This window comes from Streptomyces sp. NPDC048295 (genome assembly GCF_040652135.1).
Taxonomy (GTDB): Bacteria; Actinomycetota; Actinomycetes; order Streptomycetales; family Streptomycetaceae; genus Streptomyces.
This window is the reverse complement of record NZ_JBEZLL010000011.1, coordinates 111,435-128,410: the sequence shown is the minus strand read 5'-3', so window position 1 is coordinate 128,410 and position 16,976 is coordinate 111,435. Positions and strand designations below refer to the sequence as shown.

The 16,976-nt window shown below is 67.8% G+C and carries 10 protein-coding genes; 9 read left to right on the top strand and 1 reads right to left on the bottom strand.

Annotation, left to right across the window (positions count from 1 at the left end):
• Window positions 1–240: 240 nt before the first annotated feature.
• Together acnA and AB0D53_RS18585 are read left to right on the top strand one after the other, a co-directional pair.
• On the top strand, window positions 241–2,955 hold the full coding sequence (gene acnA, locus AB0D53_RS18590; protein WP_362447394.1) for an aconitate hydratase AcnA: 2,715 nt from the start codon (window positions 241–243) through the stop codon (window positions 2,953–2,955).
• Window positions 2,956–3,369: 414 nt separating this feature from the next.
• Window positions 3,370–4,014 carry a histidine phosphatase family protein gene (locus AB0D53_RS18585; protein ID WP_362447391.1) on the top strand — a complete coding sequence of 215 codons (645 nt, stop codon included), beginning with the start codon at window positions 3,370–3,372 and terminating at the stop codon, window positions 4,012–4,014.
• Window positions 4,015–4,101: 87 nt separating this feature from the next.
• On the opposite strand, the gene AB0D53_RS18580 is transcribed toward AB0D53_RS18585, so the two are convergent.
• The gene (locus AB0D53_RS18580; RefSeq protein ID WP_362447388.1) at window positions 4,102–7,947 is read right to left on the bottom strand and encodes a GH92 family glycosyl hydrolase; all 3,846 of its coding nucleotides are present in this window, start codon (window positions 7,945–7,947) and stop codon (window positions 4,102–4,104) included.
• A 500-nt stretch (window positions 7,948–8,447) separates the two neighbouring features.
• Here AB0D53_RS18580 and ngcE point away from each other — a divergent pair, with 500 nt between their 5' ends.
• From ngcE to AB0D53_RS18545, 7 genes are all read left to right on the top strand, one after another.
• Window positions 8,448–9,896: an N-acetylglucosamine/diacetylchitobiose ABC transporter substrate-binding protein gene (ngcE, locus tag AB0D53_RS18575; protein ID WP_362447384.1), complete on the top strand. Its 1,449-nt coding sequence runs from the start codon at window positions 8,448–8,450 to the stop codon at window positions 9,894–9,896.
• 50 nt (window positions 9,897–9,946) lie between these two features.
• The gene (locus tag AB0D53_RS18570) at window positions 9,947–10,870 is read left to right on the top strand and encodes a sugar ABC transporter permease (RefSeq protein WP_362447381.1); all 924 of its coding nucleotides are present in this window, start codon (window positions 9,947–9,949) and stop codon (window positions 10,868–10,870) included.
• Window positions 10,871–11,012: 142 nt separating this feature from the next.
• Window positions 11,013–11,879 carry a carbohydrate ABC transporter permease gene (locus AB0D53_RS18565; protein WP_362447693.1) on the top strand — a complete coding sequence of 289 codons (867 nt, stop codon included), beginning with the start codon at window positions 11,013–11,015 and terminating at the stop codon, window positions 11,877–11,879.
• 191 nt (window positions 11,880–12,070) lie between these two features.
• Window positions 12,071–13,270 carry an ROK family transcriptional regulator gene (locus tag AB0D53_RS18560; protein ID WP_362447378.1) on the top strand — a complete coding sequence of 400 codons (1,200 nt, stop codon included), beginning with the start codon at window positions 12,071–12,073 and terminating at the stop codon, window positions 13,268–13,270.
• Window positions 13,271–13,392: 122 nt separating this feature from the next.
• Window positions 13,393–14,490 carry a substrate-binding domain-containing protein gene (locus AB0D53_RS18555; protein WP_329819575.1) on the top strand — a complete coding sequence of 366 codons (1,098 nt, stop codon included), beginning with the start codon at window positions 13,393–13,395 and terminating at the stop codon, window positions 14,488–14,490.
• 266 nt (window positions 14,491–14,756) lie between these two features.
• Window positions 14,757–15,551 (top strand): ATP-binding cassette domain-containing protein, encoded by a 795-nt coding sequence (locus AB0D53_RS18550; RefSeq protein ID WP_329819577.1) that lies wholly within the window; start codon window positions 14,757–14,759, stop codon window positions 15,549–15,551.
• A complete protein-coding gene (locus AB0D53_RS18545) occupies window positions 15,548–16,891 on the top strand; it encodes a sugar ABC transporter permease (protein WP_362447373.1) in 1,344 nt (447 codons plus the stop codon). The genes AB0D53_RS18550 and AB0D53_RS18545 overlap by 4 nt, the downstream gene beginning before the upstream one ends.
• Window positions 16,892–16,976 lie beyond the last annotated feature (85 nt).

Genomic DNA, 16,976 nt, shown 5'->3' with positions numbered 1-16,976 from the left:
CCCCTGGGCCGCGGCACGAGAGATCGGTGGCGCCCGCGCATGACCGTGCGACGGTGATGTACTAGAGTTATCTCGACATCGAGATATATGCCGAAGGCGCACCGTAGTCCGTCAGTCGGTAAGGGTTACCTAACTAAGCCTTACCTTAGCGGATGGTCGAGGGCCGTAGGCGGCACCACGCGGCGCCCGGCCAGATGAGGCGCGGCGCGGAGTACGCGCACATTGATGAAGGAGACTGTCGTGTCGGCGAACAGCTTCGACGCCCGCAGCACGCTGCGCGTGGGCGACGAGTCGTACGAGATCTTCAAGCTGGACAAGGTCGAGGGCTCCGCGCGCCTCCCCTACAGCCTGAAGGTGCTGCTGGAGAACCTGCTCCGCACCGAGGACGGCGCGAACATCACCGCCGACCACATCCGGGCGCTCGGCGGCTGGGACTCCCAGGCGCAGCCCAGCCAGGAGATCCAGTTCACGCCGGCCCGCGTGATCATGCAGGACTTCACCGGTGTGCCGTGCGTCGTGGACCTCGCCACCATGCGTGAGGCCGTCAAGGAGCTGGGCGGCGACCCGGCCAAGATCAACCCGCTCGCCCCGGCCGAGCTGGTCATCGACCACTCCGTCATCGCCGACAAGTTCGGCACCAACGACGCGTTCGCGCAGAACGTCGAGCTGGAGTACGGCCGCAACAAGGAGCGCTACCAGTTCCTGCGCTGGGGCCAGACCGCCTTCGACGAGTTCAAGGTCGTCCCCCCGGGCACCGGCATCGTCCACCAGGTCAACATCGAGCACCTGGCCCGTACGGTCATGGTGCGCAACGGCCAGGCGTACCCCGACACCCTCGTCGGCACCGACTCGCACACCACCATGGTCAACGGTCTCGGTGTGCTGGGCTGGGGCGTCGGCGGCATCGAGGCCGAGGCCGCGATGCTCGGCCAGCCGGTCTCCATGCTCATCCCGCGCGTCGTCGGCTTCAAGCTGACCGGCGAGCTCCCGGCCGGCACCACCGCCACCGACCTGGTGCTGACCATCACCGAGATGCTCCGCAAGCACGGCGTCGTCGGCAAGTTCGTCGAGTTCTACGGTGAGGGCGTCGCCGCCACCTCCCTCGCGAACCGCGCCACCATCGGCAACATGTCGCCGGAGTTCGGCTCCACCGCCGCGATCTTCCCGATCGACGACGAGACGCTGAACTACCTGCGCCTGACCGGCCGCGACGCACAGCAGGTCGCGCTCGTCGAGGCGTACGCCAAGGAGCAGGGCCTCTGGCTCGACCCGGCCGCCGAGCCGGACTTCTCCGAGAAGCTGGAGCTGGACCTCTCGACGGTCGTCCCGTCGATCGCCGGCCCGAAGCGCCCGCAGGACCGCATCGTCCTCGCCAACGCCTCGCAGCAGTTCGCGCAGGACGTGCGCAACTACGTCTCCGAGGACGAGGAGGCGGGCAAGGAGTCCTTCCCGGCCTCCGACGCCCCGGCCGCCAGCAACGGCGTCCCGTCGCGTCCGACCACGGTCACGGCCCCCGACGGCACGACGTACGAGATCGACCACGGCGCCGTCACCGTCGCCGCGATCACCTCCTGCACCAACACCTCGAACCCGTACGTCATGGTCGCCGCGGCGCTCGTGGCGAAGAAGGCGGTCGAGAAGGGCCTGACCCGCAAGCCGTGGGTCAAGACCACCCTCGCCCCGGGCTCGAAGGTCGTCACCGACTACTTCGACAAGGCGGGCCTGACCCCGTACCTCGACAAGGTCGGCTTCAACCTCGTCGGCTACGGCTGCACCACCTGCATCGGCAACTCCGGCCCGCTGCCGGAGGAGGTCTCCAAGGCCGTCAACGAGCACGACCTGGCCGTGACCTCGGTGCTCTCCGGCAACCGTAACTTCGAGGGCCGGATCAACCCCGACGTCAAGATGAACTACCTGGCGTCCCCGCCGCTGGTCGTCGCGTACGCCATCGCCGGTTCGATGAAGGTGGACATCACCAAGGACGCCCTGGGCATCGACCAGGACGGCAAGCCGGTCCACCTCACCGACATCTGGCCCTCCGAGGCCGAGGTGAACGACGTCGTCGCCAACGCCATCGGCGAGGACATGTTCAACAAGTCCTACCAGGACGTCTTCGCGGGCGACGCCCAGTGGCAGGCGCTGGCGGTCCCGACCGGCAACACCTTCGAGTGGGACCCGCAGTCCACCTACGTGCGCAAGCCCCCGTACTTCGAGGGCATGACGATGGAGACGACCCCGGTCGAGGACATCACCGGCGCCCGGGTGCTCGCCAAGCTGGGCGACTCGGTCACCACCGACCACATCTCCCCGGCCGGTGCGATCAAGGCCGACACCCCGGCCGGCAAGTACCTCACGGAGCACGGCGTCGAGCGTCGTGACTTCAACTCCTACGGCTCGCGCCGGGGCAACCACGAGGTCATGATCCGCGGCACCTTCGCCAACATCCGCCTGCGCAACCAGATCGCCCCGGGCACCGAGGGTGGCTTCACCCGCGACTTCACCCAGGCGGATGCTCCGGTGTCGTTCATCTACGACGCCTCGCAGAACTACCAGGCCGCCGGCACCCCGCTGGTCATCCTGGCGGGCAAGGAGTACGGCTCCGGCTCGTCCCGCGACTGGGCCGCCAAGGGCACCGCGCTCCTCGGCGTCAAGGCCGTCATCGCCGAGTCCTACGAGCGCATCCACCGCTCGAACCTCATCGGCATGGGCGTCCTCCCGCTCCAGTTCCCGGAGGGTGCGAGCGCCGAGGCCCTCGGCCTGACCGGCGAGGAGACCTTCTCCTTCACCGGCGTGACCGAGCTGAACAACGGCACCACGCCGCGCACGGTCAAGGTCACCACCGACACCGGTGTGGAGTTCGACGCGGTCGTCCGCATCGACACCCCCGGTGAGGCGGACTACTACCGCAACGGCGGCATCATGCAGTACGTGCTCCGCAGCCTGATCCGCAAGTAGCCGATCCGGCAGGGCAGTGGGCCGCACCTCTTCGCAGGACGAAGGGGTGCGGCCCTTTCCCGTACCCGCTCGCCCGGTTGCCCGGAGCCGGGCGAGCGGGAAACGGAAATGAGTTGACCGGCAGCATGCTCCCGGGGCTGGTGGCGGTCTGCCTCGTCCTGTGCGCCGTCGCCCCCCCCTGCTGCGCGGCGGCAACGGCCGGGAGCCGCACGGCCGCGTGACCGGTCGCGGCCCCGGCCGCTCCGGTCCGTCCTGCTGGGGCATTGGGCGGAATGTCGCGGACCGGGCGGCTGCCGTACCCGGAAACGAGCCACGCCCGCCCCGTCGTGGGTGCGTGGAATGCGATGGTGGCCCAGCGGGTTCACGGATCTGCGGACCACGCGGAACGAACGGCACAGAGAGCGGATGACACCCATGGGCGAGCTGATCCTGATCCGGCACGGCGAGACGGAGTGGTCGAGGTCCGGGCAGCACACGAGCTACACCGATCTGCCCCTGACCCCCCTCGGCGAGCGGCAGGCCCGCGCACTGGCGCCCCTGCTCACCGACCGGCGGATCGCGCTCACCCTCGTCAGCCCCGCCGTACGCGCCCGGCGCACCGCCGAGCTCGCCGGGCTCGCCGCCCCCCGCATCACGCCCGAGCTGCGCGAGTGGGACTACGGCGGCTACGAGGGGGTGACCACCGACGAGATCCGCCGCACCAGCCCCGAGTGGAACCTCTGGACCGACGGAGTCGCCCCCGGCCCCGAGGCGCACCCCGGTGAGACCCCCGCCGAGGTCGGCGCCCGCGCCGACCGGGTGCTGGCCGAGGTCGCGGAGGCGGCGAGCCGTGACGCGGACGAGGACATCGCGCTCGTCGCCCACTCGCACTTCCTGCGTGTGCTCACCGCCCGCTACCTCGGCCTGACCCCGGCCGAGGGCACACTGTTCCAGCTCGCCACGGGCGCCGTCTCCCGGCTCGGCACCGAGCACGGGAAGCCGGTCATCACGGCATGGAATGTGACACTGCCCGAGAGCCTGTTCCCCCGGGCCGTTCCGGAGACCCCCGAACACGACTGAGCGGGAGCCGCGGCGCGGGCGGACCGATGGCCGGTACCCCGGGGGCGGGGTACCGGCCATCGGCCGTGACGCAGGCGGATCAGCGGGTCAGGAGAGCAACTCCAGCTCCGCCAGCGTGCCTTCACCGGCGAACACCAGGCGGTAGTGCGCGTACGAGCCGGGCTCACCCACCGAGAACACCCTCGTCTGCTTGTCCCAGGCGAAGGATTCGGCCGACCGCTTGTCGAGGTCCTTCCACGTCGCGCCGTCCGACGAGCCCTGGAGGACCCAGCCGGACGGGGCCCCGGCCGCCTTGTCCGACGTCAGGGTGTACTGGACCGCCTCCGTGGCCGAGGCGACCGGCAGGTCCACCGTGGCGACCTTCGCCGCGGTGGCCGACGTGTTGTCGAACAGGGCACCCTCGCCCTTGATCGCGTCCGTCCGCGGCGACGCCACCTTGTCGTCCGTGGTGATCGAGGCCGGCGCCGCGTCCTTGCCGGTGCCCCACGACGACGGCTTGGGACCCATGTCGAAGTCCAGCACCCCGCCCCTGGCCAGCAGGTCGTGCGGCAGGGAGGTGGAGGTCCACTTCTTGCCGTTGACCCTCAGGCCCTGCACATAGATGTTCTCGGCGCTGTTCTTCGGCGCCCTGACCACCAGGTCGTGGCCGTTCTCCAGATGGACGGTGGTCTTCTTGAAGAGCGGGGAGCCGATCGCGTACTCGCCACTGCCCATGACCAGCGGGTAGAAGCCGAGCGAGGAGAAGAGGTACCAGGCCGACTGCTCGCCGTTGTCCTCGTCGCCGTGGTAGCCCTGGCCGATGTCGCTGCCGGTGTAGAGCCGGCTCAGGACCTCGCGGACCTTCTCCTGCGTCTTCCAGGGCTGCGAGGCCGCGTCGTACATGTAGGTGACATGGTGCGCGACCTGGTTGCTGTGGCCGTACTGCCCCATCCGTACGTCACGCGCCTCCGTCATCTCGTGGATGACACCGCCGTACGAACCGACGAACTCGGGACCGGCCGTCTCCGGTGTGGCGAAGTACGTGTCGAGCTTCTTCGCCAGGCCGTCGCGCCCGCCGTACAGGTTCGCCAGACCGCGGCTGTCCTGCGGGGCCGTGAACGCGTATCCCCAGCCGTTCGTCTCCGTGTAGTCGTAGCCCCAGACCCGGGGGTCGTACTTCTCCGAGGGGAGCCGCCAGCCGCCCTTGGCGTCCTTGCCCTGGAAGAAGCCGGCCTTGTCGTCGAAGAGCTGGACGTAGTTGCGGGCGCGGTTGAGGAAGTACGCGGACTCCTCCTTGTACCGGGCCTTCTTCGTCTTCTTGTAGAGGGCCTCGCCCATCCGCGCGATGCCGTAGTCGTTGAGGTATCCCTCCAGCGACCAGGACAGGCCCTCGTGCGTCGAGGTGTCGGCGTAGCCGACGAAGGGGGACGTCGCCATGCCCTTGCGGCCGACGCCCGAGGACGGCGGGAGGGCCGTGGCGTTCTTCAGCGCCGCGTCGTACGCCGCCTCCGCGTCGAACTTCACGCCCTTGACGTAGGCGTCCGCGAACGCGACGTCCGAGGAGGTGCCCGTCATCAGGTCGGAGTAGCCGGGGGAGGACCAGCGGGAGATCCAGCCACCGTCCTTGTACTGCTGGACGAAGCCGTCCACCATCTCGCCGGCCCTGTCCGGAGTAAGGAGCGAGTACGCGGGCCACGTCGTCCGATAGGTGTCCCAGAAGCCGTTGTTGACGTACACCTTGCCGTCGACGATCTTCGCCCCGGTGTGCGTCGGGGTGTCGGAGCCGACCTGCGGGGAGAACGGGCTGGCGTACTTGTCCTTGCCGCCGACCTTCTCGAAGCCCGAGTTCGGGTACAGGTACAACCGGTACAGGCTGGAGTAGAGGGTGGTCAGCTGATCGGCCGTGGCACCCTCGACCTCCACCTTGCCCAGGATGTCGTCCCAGGCCCGCTGCGCACGGTCCTCGACGCGGCCGAAGGAGCGGGAGGCGGGGATCTCGGCGGCGAGGTTCTGCTTCGCCTGGTCGACGCTGATCAGTGAGGTCGCCAGGCGCAGTTCGACGGTGCGGTCCTTGCCGGCGTCGAAGCGGAGGTAGCCCGTGACGTCGTCGCCACCGCCGCCGGACAGCTTGCCGCTCGCGGTGACCGGGGCGTCGAAGACGCCGTACACGAAGAGGCGGGTGGCTCCGGTCGAGCCACCGCTCTTGACGTCGGAGAAACCGGTGAAGGAGCGGGTGGCCGGGTCGAGGGTGAGCCCGCCGTCGTTGGAGACGTTGTCGAAGACGACGCTCGCGTCGTCACCGGGGTAGGTGAACCGCATCCGGGCCGCGTGGTCGGACGGAGTCATCTCCGCCTTGAGACCGTTGTCGAACGTCACACCGTAGTAGTGCGGCTTCGCCGTCTCGTTCTCGTGGTGGAACGGCAGCGCACGCGCCTTGCGGGAGGCGTCCGGGGTACCGGTCGCCGCCGACGGCATCAGCTGGAAGGTCTGCCGGTCGCCCATCCAGGGGCTCGGCTCATGGCTGGCGCTGAAGGCCTGGAGAGTGGGCAGGTTGTCGTCGTTGTTGCCCCGCGCGTAGTCGTACAGCCAGCTCGTGGAACCGGCGTTGGTGACCGGGGTCCAGAAGTTGAAGCCGTTGGGGACCGCGGTGGCGGGGAAGCTGTTGCCCCGGGAGAAAGCACCGCTGGAGTTGGTGCCGCGGACCGTCGACGCGTAGTCCGAGAGGTGGGAGCGGCGCTTCTCGGGCGCCTTCGGCGCGATCGCGATGTCGTCGATCCAGCCCTGGAACTTCGCCGTGCCCTTGGGGGAGTCGTACGCCACCAGGATCCGGTCCACGGTCTTGCCCGCCGCGACCGTGCCGATGGTCGACTCGACCTTGTTCCACTGGTTGACGTACAGCCGCTTGGCATCGGCCTGGCCCTGCGGGGTCAGCGGGCCGCCGTTGCTGTCGGTGGCCCCCAGCTCGCTCAGATACGTGCCGTCCGTGAACGCCAGGTCCACCGCGACATGCGTCGCCGGGTAGGAGAGGTCGGTCTCGCCCATCTGCGGATAGACCAGATAGGACAGTGAGGTGTCACGGGTGACGGCCGTGTTCACATCGAAGACCTTGTTGTACGAGTACGCCCGGCCGTCCGCCTTGTGTGTACCGGCGTACCGCAGGGCCTTCTTGCCGCTGAAGCCCGCGCCCGCCTTCGCGGTGGGGGAGCCGGAGGGGCCGCGGTCGACCTGGCTGCGCATCTCTTCGGGGGCCGGGGTGGAGGTGTCGCCGTCGGAGAACTGGACGTCGGCGAGCTGGGTGGCGTCCGAGGCACCGTTGTTCCGCGTGATCTGCAGACGGAAGTGCCGGTACGCGGTGCCGGACGTGAAGTCGTACGACTTCGTCTGGAACCGCTCCGTGAAGGTCTGGCCGGTCCGGGAATCGAGCTCCTTCCAGTCCTTGCCGTCGGCGGAGCCCTGGAGGGTCCAGTCCTTCGGATCGCGCTCGGCGTGGTCATTGGCCGAGGTCAGCGCGTATGTCACGACCTCGACCGGTTCGTCGAGATCGAACTCGACCCAGCCGGTGGATTCGAAGGCCAGCCACTTGGTGCCGGACTCCCCGTCGATCAGGTTTTCCTTGACCTCTCCGCCACCGGTGTTCTCACCACTGGCGCGGACGTCTGTCACCTTGTCGGTCACATTGCCCGGTATTCCTGCGGAGAATCCGCCATCGACACCCGATGACCGCTTCTTTCCGTCGGGACCTTCTTCTACGGTGTTGCGCCAGTCCGGCTGCTTTTCATCAGCTTCGAAGGACGAGCTGAATGTCCGGTCCCCCGAAGGGGTCCGGCCCTTTTCGTGCGCGCCGGCCGGCTGTGCGGCGGCCACGGCGGGGGCGGTCACGACCAGGACCAGTGAAGCCGCGATCAGTGCGGCCGTACGGCTTTGTCTCTTGCGAGAACCATGTCGGGGCTGCATGTCGAGCTGTCCCTCCCGGGGGAAGTGCGTCTGGACAACGTTGTCAGAGCGATACGCAAGGTCCAGTAGGGAGCCAAGTGCCGGGATGTGTCAAGGGTGTTGGGTGTGAATGGCAAGCCGAATCGACCGGAATGCGGAAATCGTTACACCCGGGCCAGGAGCATGCGGGGGCCATGTATCCCTGAGGTCTCAACTCGGGAAAGACTGCTGTTCAAACTCGCATTCGATCTTGCTCAGTCGGCCGTGAGTGGACTATACCTGTCGGCGTCTGCACAGCTTTTCGGCGACGCGGGCAGGGGGACAAGGGGGAACGGCCGAGGACGGCACGACGGGTGCATCCGACGCCTGATCCCCCTGAGCCCCCCACTGCACATGGCTAGCCTGAAATCAGCACCACCCAAGCGCAACTGACCGCGGTGGCGGGGCCCTTCGCCTGAGGCGAATATCGACGGGCGACCGGTACACACCGCCTGAGTCCTGGAGAAGGCGAGGACTTGAGCATGGGATCCACCTCCGCCCACAAGAATGAGGGCCTTGGCCGTCGCGATGTGATCAAGCGATCGGCCGCACTCGGTCTGATCAGCGTTCCGACGATGGGCTTCCTGTCGGCGTGCGCGAGCAGCGACGGCGGCAGCGACAAGAAGGTCGAGAAGGGCAAGGCCACCAAGGCCAACCCGCTCGGCGTCAACGAGACGGCCCCGCTCGAGGTGGTCATCTTCGACGGCGGCTTCGGCCAGCAGTACGCGATCGACGCGGAGAAGAAGTACAACGCGGCGTTCCCGAAGGCCCCGAAGGTCAAGCACGTCGCGACCCAGAAGATCCAGTCGCAGCTGCAGCCCCGCTTCAACGGTGGCACCCCGCCGGACCTGATCGACAACTCCGGCGCCGAGCAGATGGACATGGGTGTCCTGGTCGGCAAGAAGCAGCTGCTCGACCTGACGCCGCTGATGGACGCCCCGTCCATCGACGACCCGAGCAAGAAGGTCCGCGACACGCTGCGCCCCGGTGTCCTGGAGATGGGCCAGTTCGACGGCGACCCGGTCTGGATCATGTACTACGCGTACACCGTGTACGGCGTCTGGTACTCGCAGACCGCGCTGGAGAAGCTCGACGCGGAGTACCCGGAGGACTGGGACGCCATGCTCGCCCTCTGCGCGAAGGCGAAGAAGCAGGGCATCGCGGGCTGGACGTACGCCGGTAAGTACCCGTACTACCTGCCGTTCTCGCTCTACCCGTTCATCGCCAAGATCGGTGGCCGGGAGGTTCTCGACAAGATCGACAACCTGGAGCCGAACGCCTGGAAGGACCCCGCGGTCAAGGCGGCCTTCGAGGCGTACTACGAGCTGTACCAGAAGGGCTACATCCTCAAGGGCACCCCCGGTCTGACCCACATCCAGTCGCAGACCGAGTGGACCAAGGGCAAGGCGCTCTTCATCCCGAACGGTTCGTGGGTGGAGAACGAGGCCGCGCCGACCACGCCCAAGGACTTCAAGATGATGGTCGCGCCGCCGTCCGGCCTGGACTCGTCGGACAAGCTGCCGTTCGGCACCATCTGGGCGTCCGGCGGTGAGCCCTTCATCGTCCCGGCCAACGCGAAGAACCCCGAGGGCGGCATGGAGCAGCTGCGCATCATGCTCTCCGAGGAGTCCTCGAAGAACTTCACCAAGCAGGTCAAGTCCCTCAGCGCGTTCAACGGCGGCACCGACGGCCTGACCCTGTCGACCGCCATGCAGTCCGGCGTCGACTCGCTGAAGAAGGCCGGCGACAACGTGGTGAACCCGCGTCTGCAGGACTGGTACGTGAAGCTCCAGAAGGAGCAGATCGGTGTCGCCGGTATCGGCGAGATGATGGCCGGCCGCGCGACCCCGGCGGAAGCCATCAAGAAGATCCAGGCCTTCGCCGACGCGGCGGCCAAGGACCAGTCCATCAAGCACTACAAGCACCAGTGAGCAACCGTCACCAGCGGCGGCACCCGCGGAAAGATCGGGGTCGGTAAACGATGCAGCACGGCAAGTACCGTTTCATCGTGGGATTCTTGGTAGTCCCACTCGCGTTGTACGCGGTCTTCGTGATTTGGCCGTTCATCCAGTCCATCTACTACTCGTTCACGGACTGGACCGGCCTGAGCCCGGACTTCAAGATGGTCGGGTTCAGCAACTACACGAGGATGCTGAAGGACGACATCTTCTGGAAGTCGTTGCAGCACAGCGTGTTGCTCGTGCTGCTGCTGCCGCTGGTGACGCTGGGCCTGGCGCTCTTCTTCGCCTTCATGCTCAATGTCGGGGGCCGGCGGCGCAAGAACGCCGCGGTCTCCGGCGTGCGGGGTTCCAGTTTCTACAAGATCGCCTATTTCTTCCCGCAGGTGCTCTCGATCGTCATCGTGGCCCTGCTGTTCCAGTTCGCGTTCAACCCCACCAGCGGGATGCTGAATTCGACACTGAAGGGAATCGGCCTGGATTCCATCCAGCCGGACTGGCTGGGCGACCCGAATCTCGCGCTGATCTGCGTCATGACGGTGCTGGTCTGGTCGACGGTCGGATTCTTCGTCGTCCTGTTCTCGGCCGGTATGGCGTCCATCCCGAAGGACTTCTACGAGGCGGCGCTCCTCGACGGCGCCAGCCGCTTCACCACGTTCTTCAAGATCACGCTTCCGCTGCTCTGGGACACGGTGCAGTCGGGCTGGGTCTACATGGGCATCCTGGCCCTCGGTGTGGAGGCGTTCACCGCCGTACAGGTCATGACCGTGGGCCCCGGTGGCCCCGACTACTCGACCACGGTCCTGCCGCTGTACGTGTACCAGACGGCCTTCCGCGACGGACAGGCCGGCTACGCGACGACGATCGGTGTCGGGCTGCTCATCGTCACGCTGGCCTTCGCCGCCATCGTGATGCGACTGGGCCGCCGCGATCGTCTGGAGTTCTGATGCTGCGATTCCCGGGAGACGCCCCCCGGACCCCCAGCAGGCACCACAGGTCGGCCTCCGTGTCCGGCTCGACAGTACGAGGTGAGTACACGTGAAGACGACTGACACCCCTCCCGCGGCCCCGGCCGCGGACCCGGCTCCGGTGGCCAAGGCGCCGGCGCCCGCCGCCAAGGAGAAGAGTGGCGAGGGCAAGGTCCTCAACGTCTTCTCGCACGGTGTGCTGATCATCTGGGCGATCCTGGTCGTCCTGCCGCTGCTCTGGGCGGTGATGGCGTCGTTCAAGACAGACGACTCCATCCTGTCGACGCCGTGGGCGCTGCCCGACAAGCTGCACTTCGAGAACTGGTCGCGCGCCTGGAGCCAGGCGCACATGAGCGACTACTTCTTCAACACCGTCGTGGTGGTGGGCTGTTCGCTCGTCGGCACCCTGCTGCTCGGCTCGATGGCGGCGTACGTACTGGCGCGGTTCGACTTCCCCGGCAACCGCTTCATCTACTACCTGTTCATCGGCGGGATGAGCTTCCCGATCATCCTGGCGCTGGTCCCGCTGTTCTTCGTCATGAACAACATGGCCCTGCTGAACACGCGGCACGGACTGATCATGGTCTACATCGCGTACTCGCTGCCGTTCACCGTCTTCTTCCTCACCTCGTTCTTCCGGACGCTGCCGACCTCGGTGGCGGAGGCGGCGATGCTCGACGGGGCCTCGCACACCCGGACGTTCTTCCAGGTGATGCTGCCGATGGCGAAGCCCGGCCTGATCAGCGTCGGTATCTTCAACTTCCTGGGGCAGTGGAACCAGTACATGCTGCCGACGGTGCTCAATACCGAGCCGAAATACCGGGTGCTCTCCCAGGGCCTGGTCGAACTGGCCACCAGCCAGGGGTACAAGGGCGACTGGTCCGGTCTCTTCGCCGGTCTGGTGATGGCGATGCTGCCGGTCCTCGCGGCCTACATCATCTTCCAGCGCCAGGTCGTCGCCGGGCTCACCGCGGGTGCGGTGAAGTAGCGTCCCGGCACCGTCCCCGTACTCACGAACCGCCCGTCGGCCATGCGCCGGCGGGCGGTTCGCGCGTACGGGGACGGCCGTCCCAGGCGCTCATCCGAGGCTTCGCTTGCTCAAGGTCTTGACGGGGAGTGCCGCAAAACGCTCAGCTTAGGGTTCACATGTTAGAGAAAACGGTAGGAGTGAGAGAGTCGATGGAGACTCCGGGGTCGCAGACATCTCTGCATCGCGCCAACCTTGAGCGGGTCGTGCGCGCGGTACGTATGGCCGGTTCGCTCACCCAGGCGGAGATCGCACGGAGCACCGGCCTGTCAGCGGCCACCGTCTCCAATATCGTTCGTGAACTGAAGGAAGGCGGCACGGTCGAGGTCACCCCGACCTCGGCGGGCGGCCGCCGGGCCCGCAGTGTCTCGCTCAGCGGCGACGCAGGCATCGTGATCGGGGTCGACTTCGGCCATACGCATCTGCGCGTCGCGGTCGGCAACCTCGCGCACCAGGTGCTCGCCGAGGAGGCCGAGCCGCTGGACGTCGACGCCTCCTCCGCGCAGGGGTTCGGGCGGGCCGAGCGGCTGGTCAGGCGGCTGATCGAGACGACCGGGATCAGCCCGGACAAGGTGATCGGGGTGGGGCTCGGAGTTCCCGGCCCGATCGACGTGGAGTCCGGCACGCTGGGCTCCACGTCGATCCTGCCGGGCTGGACGGGCATCAACCCCAGCAAGGAGCTCGCCGGCCGGCTCGGTGTGCCGGTGTACGTCGACAACGACGCCAACCTCGGCGCGCTCGGCGAGCTGGTCTGGGGGAGCGGCCGGGGGGTCAAGGACCTCGCCTACATCAAGGTCGCCAGCGGTGTCGGCGCCGGTCTGGTGATCGACGGGCGCATCTACCGGGGGCCGGGCGGCACGGCCGGCGAGATCGGGCACATCACGCTCGACGAGTCCGGGCCGGTCTGCCGCTGCGGGAACCGCGGCTGCCTGGAGACCTTCACGGCCGCCCGGTACGTACTGCCGCTGCTCCAGCCCAGCCACGGTCCCGACCTCACCATGGAACGGGTGGTCCAGCTGGCCCGCGAGGGCGATCCGGGCTGCCGCCGGGTGATCGGCGACGTCGGACGGCACATCGGCAGCGGTGTGGCCAACCTCTGCAATCTGCTCAACCCCAGCCGGGTGGTCCTCGGCGGATCGCTCGCCGAAGCGGGCGAGTTGGTGCTGGCCCCGATCCGCGACTCGGTCTCCAGGTACGCCATTCCGAGCGCGGCGCGGCAGCTCTCGGTGCTGCCCGGGGCGCTGGGCGGCCGGGCCGAAGTCCTGGGCGCACTGGCCCTCGTGCTCAGCGAGATGGGGGATTCGACCCTTTTGGAAAGCACTCTGCCGAAGACCACTCCTGCCTTCACTTAGATAACGAATGGCACCGTTGTCATCTCGTTAAGGATTTACTCCTTGACGCTGACGTTGCAGCCGAGTTGACTGCCAGCCACCTCGGCCGCAACGTTGCGGCCTCGTCAGGGAGGCAACCCGAAATGAACGCAACGACGCGACGCATCGTCATTGGCACGGCCGCACTCTCGATGGCCGTCTCCCTCGCGGCGTGTGGCAAGGCCGGCGACGACAAGGACTCCGGCAGCGGCGGCGACGGCAAGACCATCGGCCTGCTCCTGCCGGAGAACAAGACCACGCGTTACGAGACGTTCGACCGCCCCATCATGGAGGCGAAGATCAAGGCGCTGTGCTCCGACTGCAAGGTCAAGTACAACAACGCCGCGCAGGACAGCGAGACCCAGAAGAAGCAGTTCGACGCGCTCGTCACGCAGGGTGTGAAGGTCATCATCCTGGACACCGTCGACTACAAGGCCGCGAAGTCCTGGGTCCAGCAGGCCGCGAAGAAGGACGTCAAGGTCGTCGCGTACGACCGGCTCGCCGAGGGCCCGATCTCCGCCTATGTCTCGTACGACAACGAGAAGATCGGCCAGCTCCAGGGCGAGGCGCTGGTCAAGGCGATGGGCGCCAAGGCCAAGGACAGCAACGTTGTCATGATCAACGGCTCGCCGACCGACCCGAACGCCCCCTTCTTCAAGAAGGGCGCGCACAGCGTCCTCGACAAGCAGGTCAAGAAGGTCGTCTACGAGCAGGACATCCCGGACTGGTCGGCGGACGAGGCCAACAAGAAGATGGGTGCGGCCATCGACTCCCTGGGCAAGGACGGCTTCCAGGGCGTCTACTCCGCCAACGACGGCATGGCCGGCGGCATCATCACGGCCCTGAAGAAGCAGGGTGTGAAGGTCCCGGTCGGCGGTCAGGACTCCGAGCTCGCCGGTCTGCAGCGCATCCTCGCGGGCGAGCAGGCCTTCTCGATCTACAAGCAGATCAAGCCGGAGGCCGAGACCACCGCCGAGATCGCAGTCCGGCTGCTCAAGGGCGAGAAGTTCGACGACCTGGCCCCGGTCAAGGTCGACAGCCTCTCGGGCGAGTTCAAGGGCACCCCGTCCAAGCTGTACGACGCCTCGGTCGTGACCAAGGAGAACATCGCCTCCACGATCGTCGCCGACAAGGTCTACAAGGTCGAGGAGATCTGCACCGCCCAGTACAAGGCGGCCTGCGACGCCGCCGGCGTCAAGTAGTCACCCGCCGGCAGACGTCACCCCGGTCCGGTCCGGCGCCCGCCCCGTCACATGCCCCGCAGCAGGGGCGGGCGCCGGACTTCTCACCGGTTCCGGACTTCTCGCGGACCCCGGACCCCCACGGCTCCGGTCTTCGGCGCGTCCTCGCCCCCGGCGACGGCCCGTCGAGGGCATTCCCGGAGCCCCCGGTCACTCCGGTGGCCCGGCGGCCGGCTCCGCCCCCTGTGCTCAGCAGCACCATCCCCGCCGGTCAGGCGGCGAAGGAGATGATTCACGTGTCCGCTACGCCCGTGCTGGCGTTGCGCGGAATCTCCAAGCGGTTCGGCGCCGTCCAGGCGCTCACCGATGTGGACCTGGAGATTCGCTCCGGCGAAGTGGTCGCCCTGGTCGGCGACAACGGCGCCGGCAAGTCGACCCTCGTCAAGACCATTTCGGGTGTCCACCCGATCGACGAAGGCGCCATCGAGTGGGAGGGCGAACCGGTCCGCATCAACCGGCCGAACGACGCCCAGGAACTCGGAGTCGCCACCGTCTACCAGGACTTGGCGCTCTGCGACAACCTCGATGTGGTCGCCAACCTCTTCCTCGGCAGCGAACTGCGCAAGGCCTCCGTGCTCGACGAGATCGGGATGGAGAAGCGCGCCAAGGAACTGCTCGACACCCTGTCCATCCGGATACCCAGCGTCCGTATCCCGGTCGCCTCGCTCTCCGGCGGTCAGCGCCAGGTCGTGGCCATCGCCCGCGCCCTGATCGGTGACCCCAAGGTCGTCATCCTCGACGAGCCGACCGCCGCCCTCGGCGTCGAGCAGACCGCCCAGGTCCTCGACCTCGTCGAGCGGCTGCGCGAGCGCGGCCACGGCGTCATCCTCATCAGCCACAACATGGCCGACGTGCGCGCCGTCGCCGACAAGGTGGCGGTGCTGCGGCTGGGCCGCAACAACGGAGTCTTCGACATGGCGACCACGTCCCACGAGGAGATCATCTCCGCGATCACCGGTGCCACGGACAACGCCGTCACGCGCCGTCAGGCCCGCACAGCCACGAAGGAGGACGCGAAGTGAGCGACCTCGCCAAGACCCCCGAGACCGGCACCCCCGAAGCCGGCACCTCCGAAACCGCCGTCGACAAGCCCGACGCGGCGACGCCCGCCGCCGAGCCGTCCGCGGCCCCCGCCCCCGCGGTGGACCCGCGCCTGCTCGTCCGCGAGGAGGGCTTCAAGGGCTACTGGTCCGAGTTCACCCGCAAGGTGCGCGGCGGCGAGCTCGGCTCTCTGCCGGTCCTGGTCGGCCTGATCGTCATCGCGATCGTCTTCCAGTTCCAGAACAGCAACTTCCTCTCCGCCAGCTCCATCGCCAACGTCGCCGTCTACAGCTCCGGCCTCGGCATCATGGCGGTCGGCATCGTCTTCGTGCTGCTGCTCGGCGAGATCGACCTGTCCGTCGGCTCGGTCGCCGGTGTCGGCGCGGCCGTCTGGGCCGTGCTCAACGTCAACCACGGCTGGAACGACTGGTCGGCGGTGCTCGTCGCGGTGCTCTCCGGCATGGTGCTCGGCGCGCTGCACGGCTTCTTCTTCGCCAAGATCGGGGTGCCGGCCTTCGTCGTCACCCTGGCCGGTTTCCTCGGCTGGAGCGGTCTGCAGGAGTGGATGATGGGCGGTGAGGGCTCGATCAACACGCCGTCCGGCAGCATCGTCGAGAACCTCACCAACTACTTCTTCGAGGACAAGGCCGTCGCCTACGGTGTCGCGCTGGTCGCCGTCCTCGCCTACGCCGCCTCGCTCCTGATGGACAGCCGGCGCCGCGGGGCCGCGGGCCTGCCCGCCCGTCCCACCACCGAGGTGCTGCTCCGCACGGGCATCGTCGCGATCCTCTGCTTCGCCGTCGCGTACGTCCTCAACGAGCCCTCCGGCGCCCGCGGTCTGCCGCTGGCCCTGGTGCTCTTCCTCGCCGTGCTGGTCGTCGCGGACTTCGTGGCCCGCCGGACCACCTTCGGCCGCCAGGTCTTCGCGGTCGGCGGCAACCCGGAGGCCGCGCGCCGCGCCGGTATCAACGTCGACCGGATCCGGATCACCGTCTTCGCGCTCTCCGGAATGCTGGGCGCCTTCGGCGGACTCTTCATCGCGAGCCTCTCCGGCGGTGCCACCAAGAGCGTCGGCGGCGGAAACACGCTGATGCTGGTCATCGCGGCCGCCGTCATCGGCGGCACCAGCCTCTTCGGCGGCCGGGGCAAGGTCTGGTCCGCGCTGCTCGGCATGATCGTGATCCAGTCGATCCAGCAGGGACTGAACATGATCGGCATGGCCAACGCCATCCAGTACATGATCACCGGCGCGGTGCTGCTGGCCGCCGTGGTCATCGACTCGGTCTCCCGCCGCACCCAGAAGACGGCGGGCCGCGCGTAACCACCACGCCGCACGGTGAAGTGCCCGGCGCCCCGAACCGGGTGCCGGGCACGGGGTGGGACAGCACATTCCATGCCCGATGCCC

Excerpts from the sequence above, each read along its gene's own strand:
- AB0D53_RS18585 (WP_362447391.1), top strand. The coding sequence starts at position 3,370 with ATGGGCGAGCTGATCCTGATCCGGCACGGCGAGACGGAGTGGTCGAGG.
- AB0D53_RS18580 (WP_362447388.1), bottom strand. The coding sequence starts at position 7,947 with ATGCAGCCCCGACATGGTTCTCGCAAGAGACAAAGCCGTACGGCCGCA.
- ngcE (WP_362447384.1), top strand. The coding sequence starts at position 8,448 with ATGGGATCCACCTCCGCCCACAAGAATGAGGGCCTTGGCCGTCGCGAT.
- AB0D53_RS18570 (WP_362447381.1), top strand. The coding sequence starts at position 9,947 with ATGCAGCACGGCAAGTACCGTTTCATCGTGGGATTCTTGGTAGTCCCA.
- AB0D53_RS18560 (WP_362447378.1), top strand. The coding sequence starts at position 12,071 with ATGGAGACTCCGGGGTCGCAGACATCTCTGCATCGCGCCAACCTTGAG.
- AB0D53_RS18555 (WP_329819575.1), top strand. The coding sequence starts at position 13,393 with ATGAACGCAACGACGCGACGCATCGTCATTGGCACGGCCGCACTCTCG.
- AB0D53_RS18550 (WP_329819577.1), top strand. The coding sequence starts at position 14,757 with ATGATTCACGTGTCCGCTACGCCCGTGCTGGCGTTGCGCGGAATCTCC.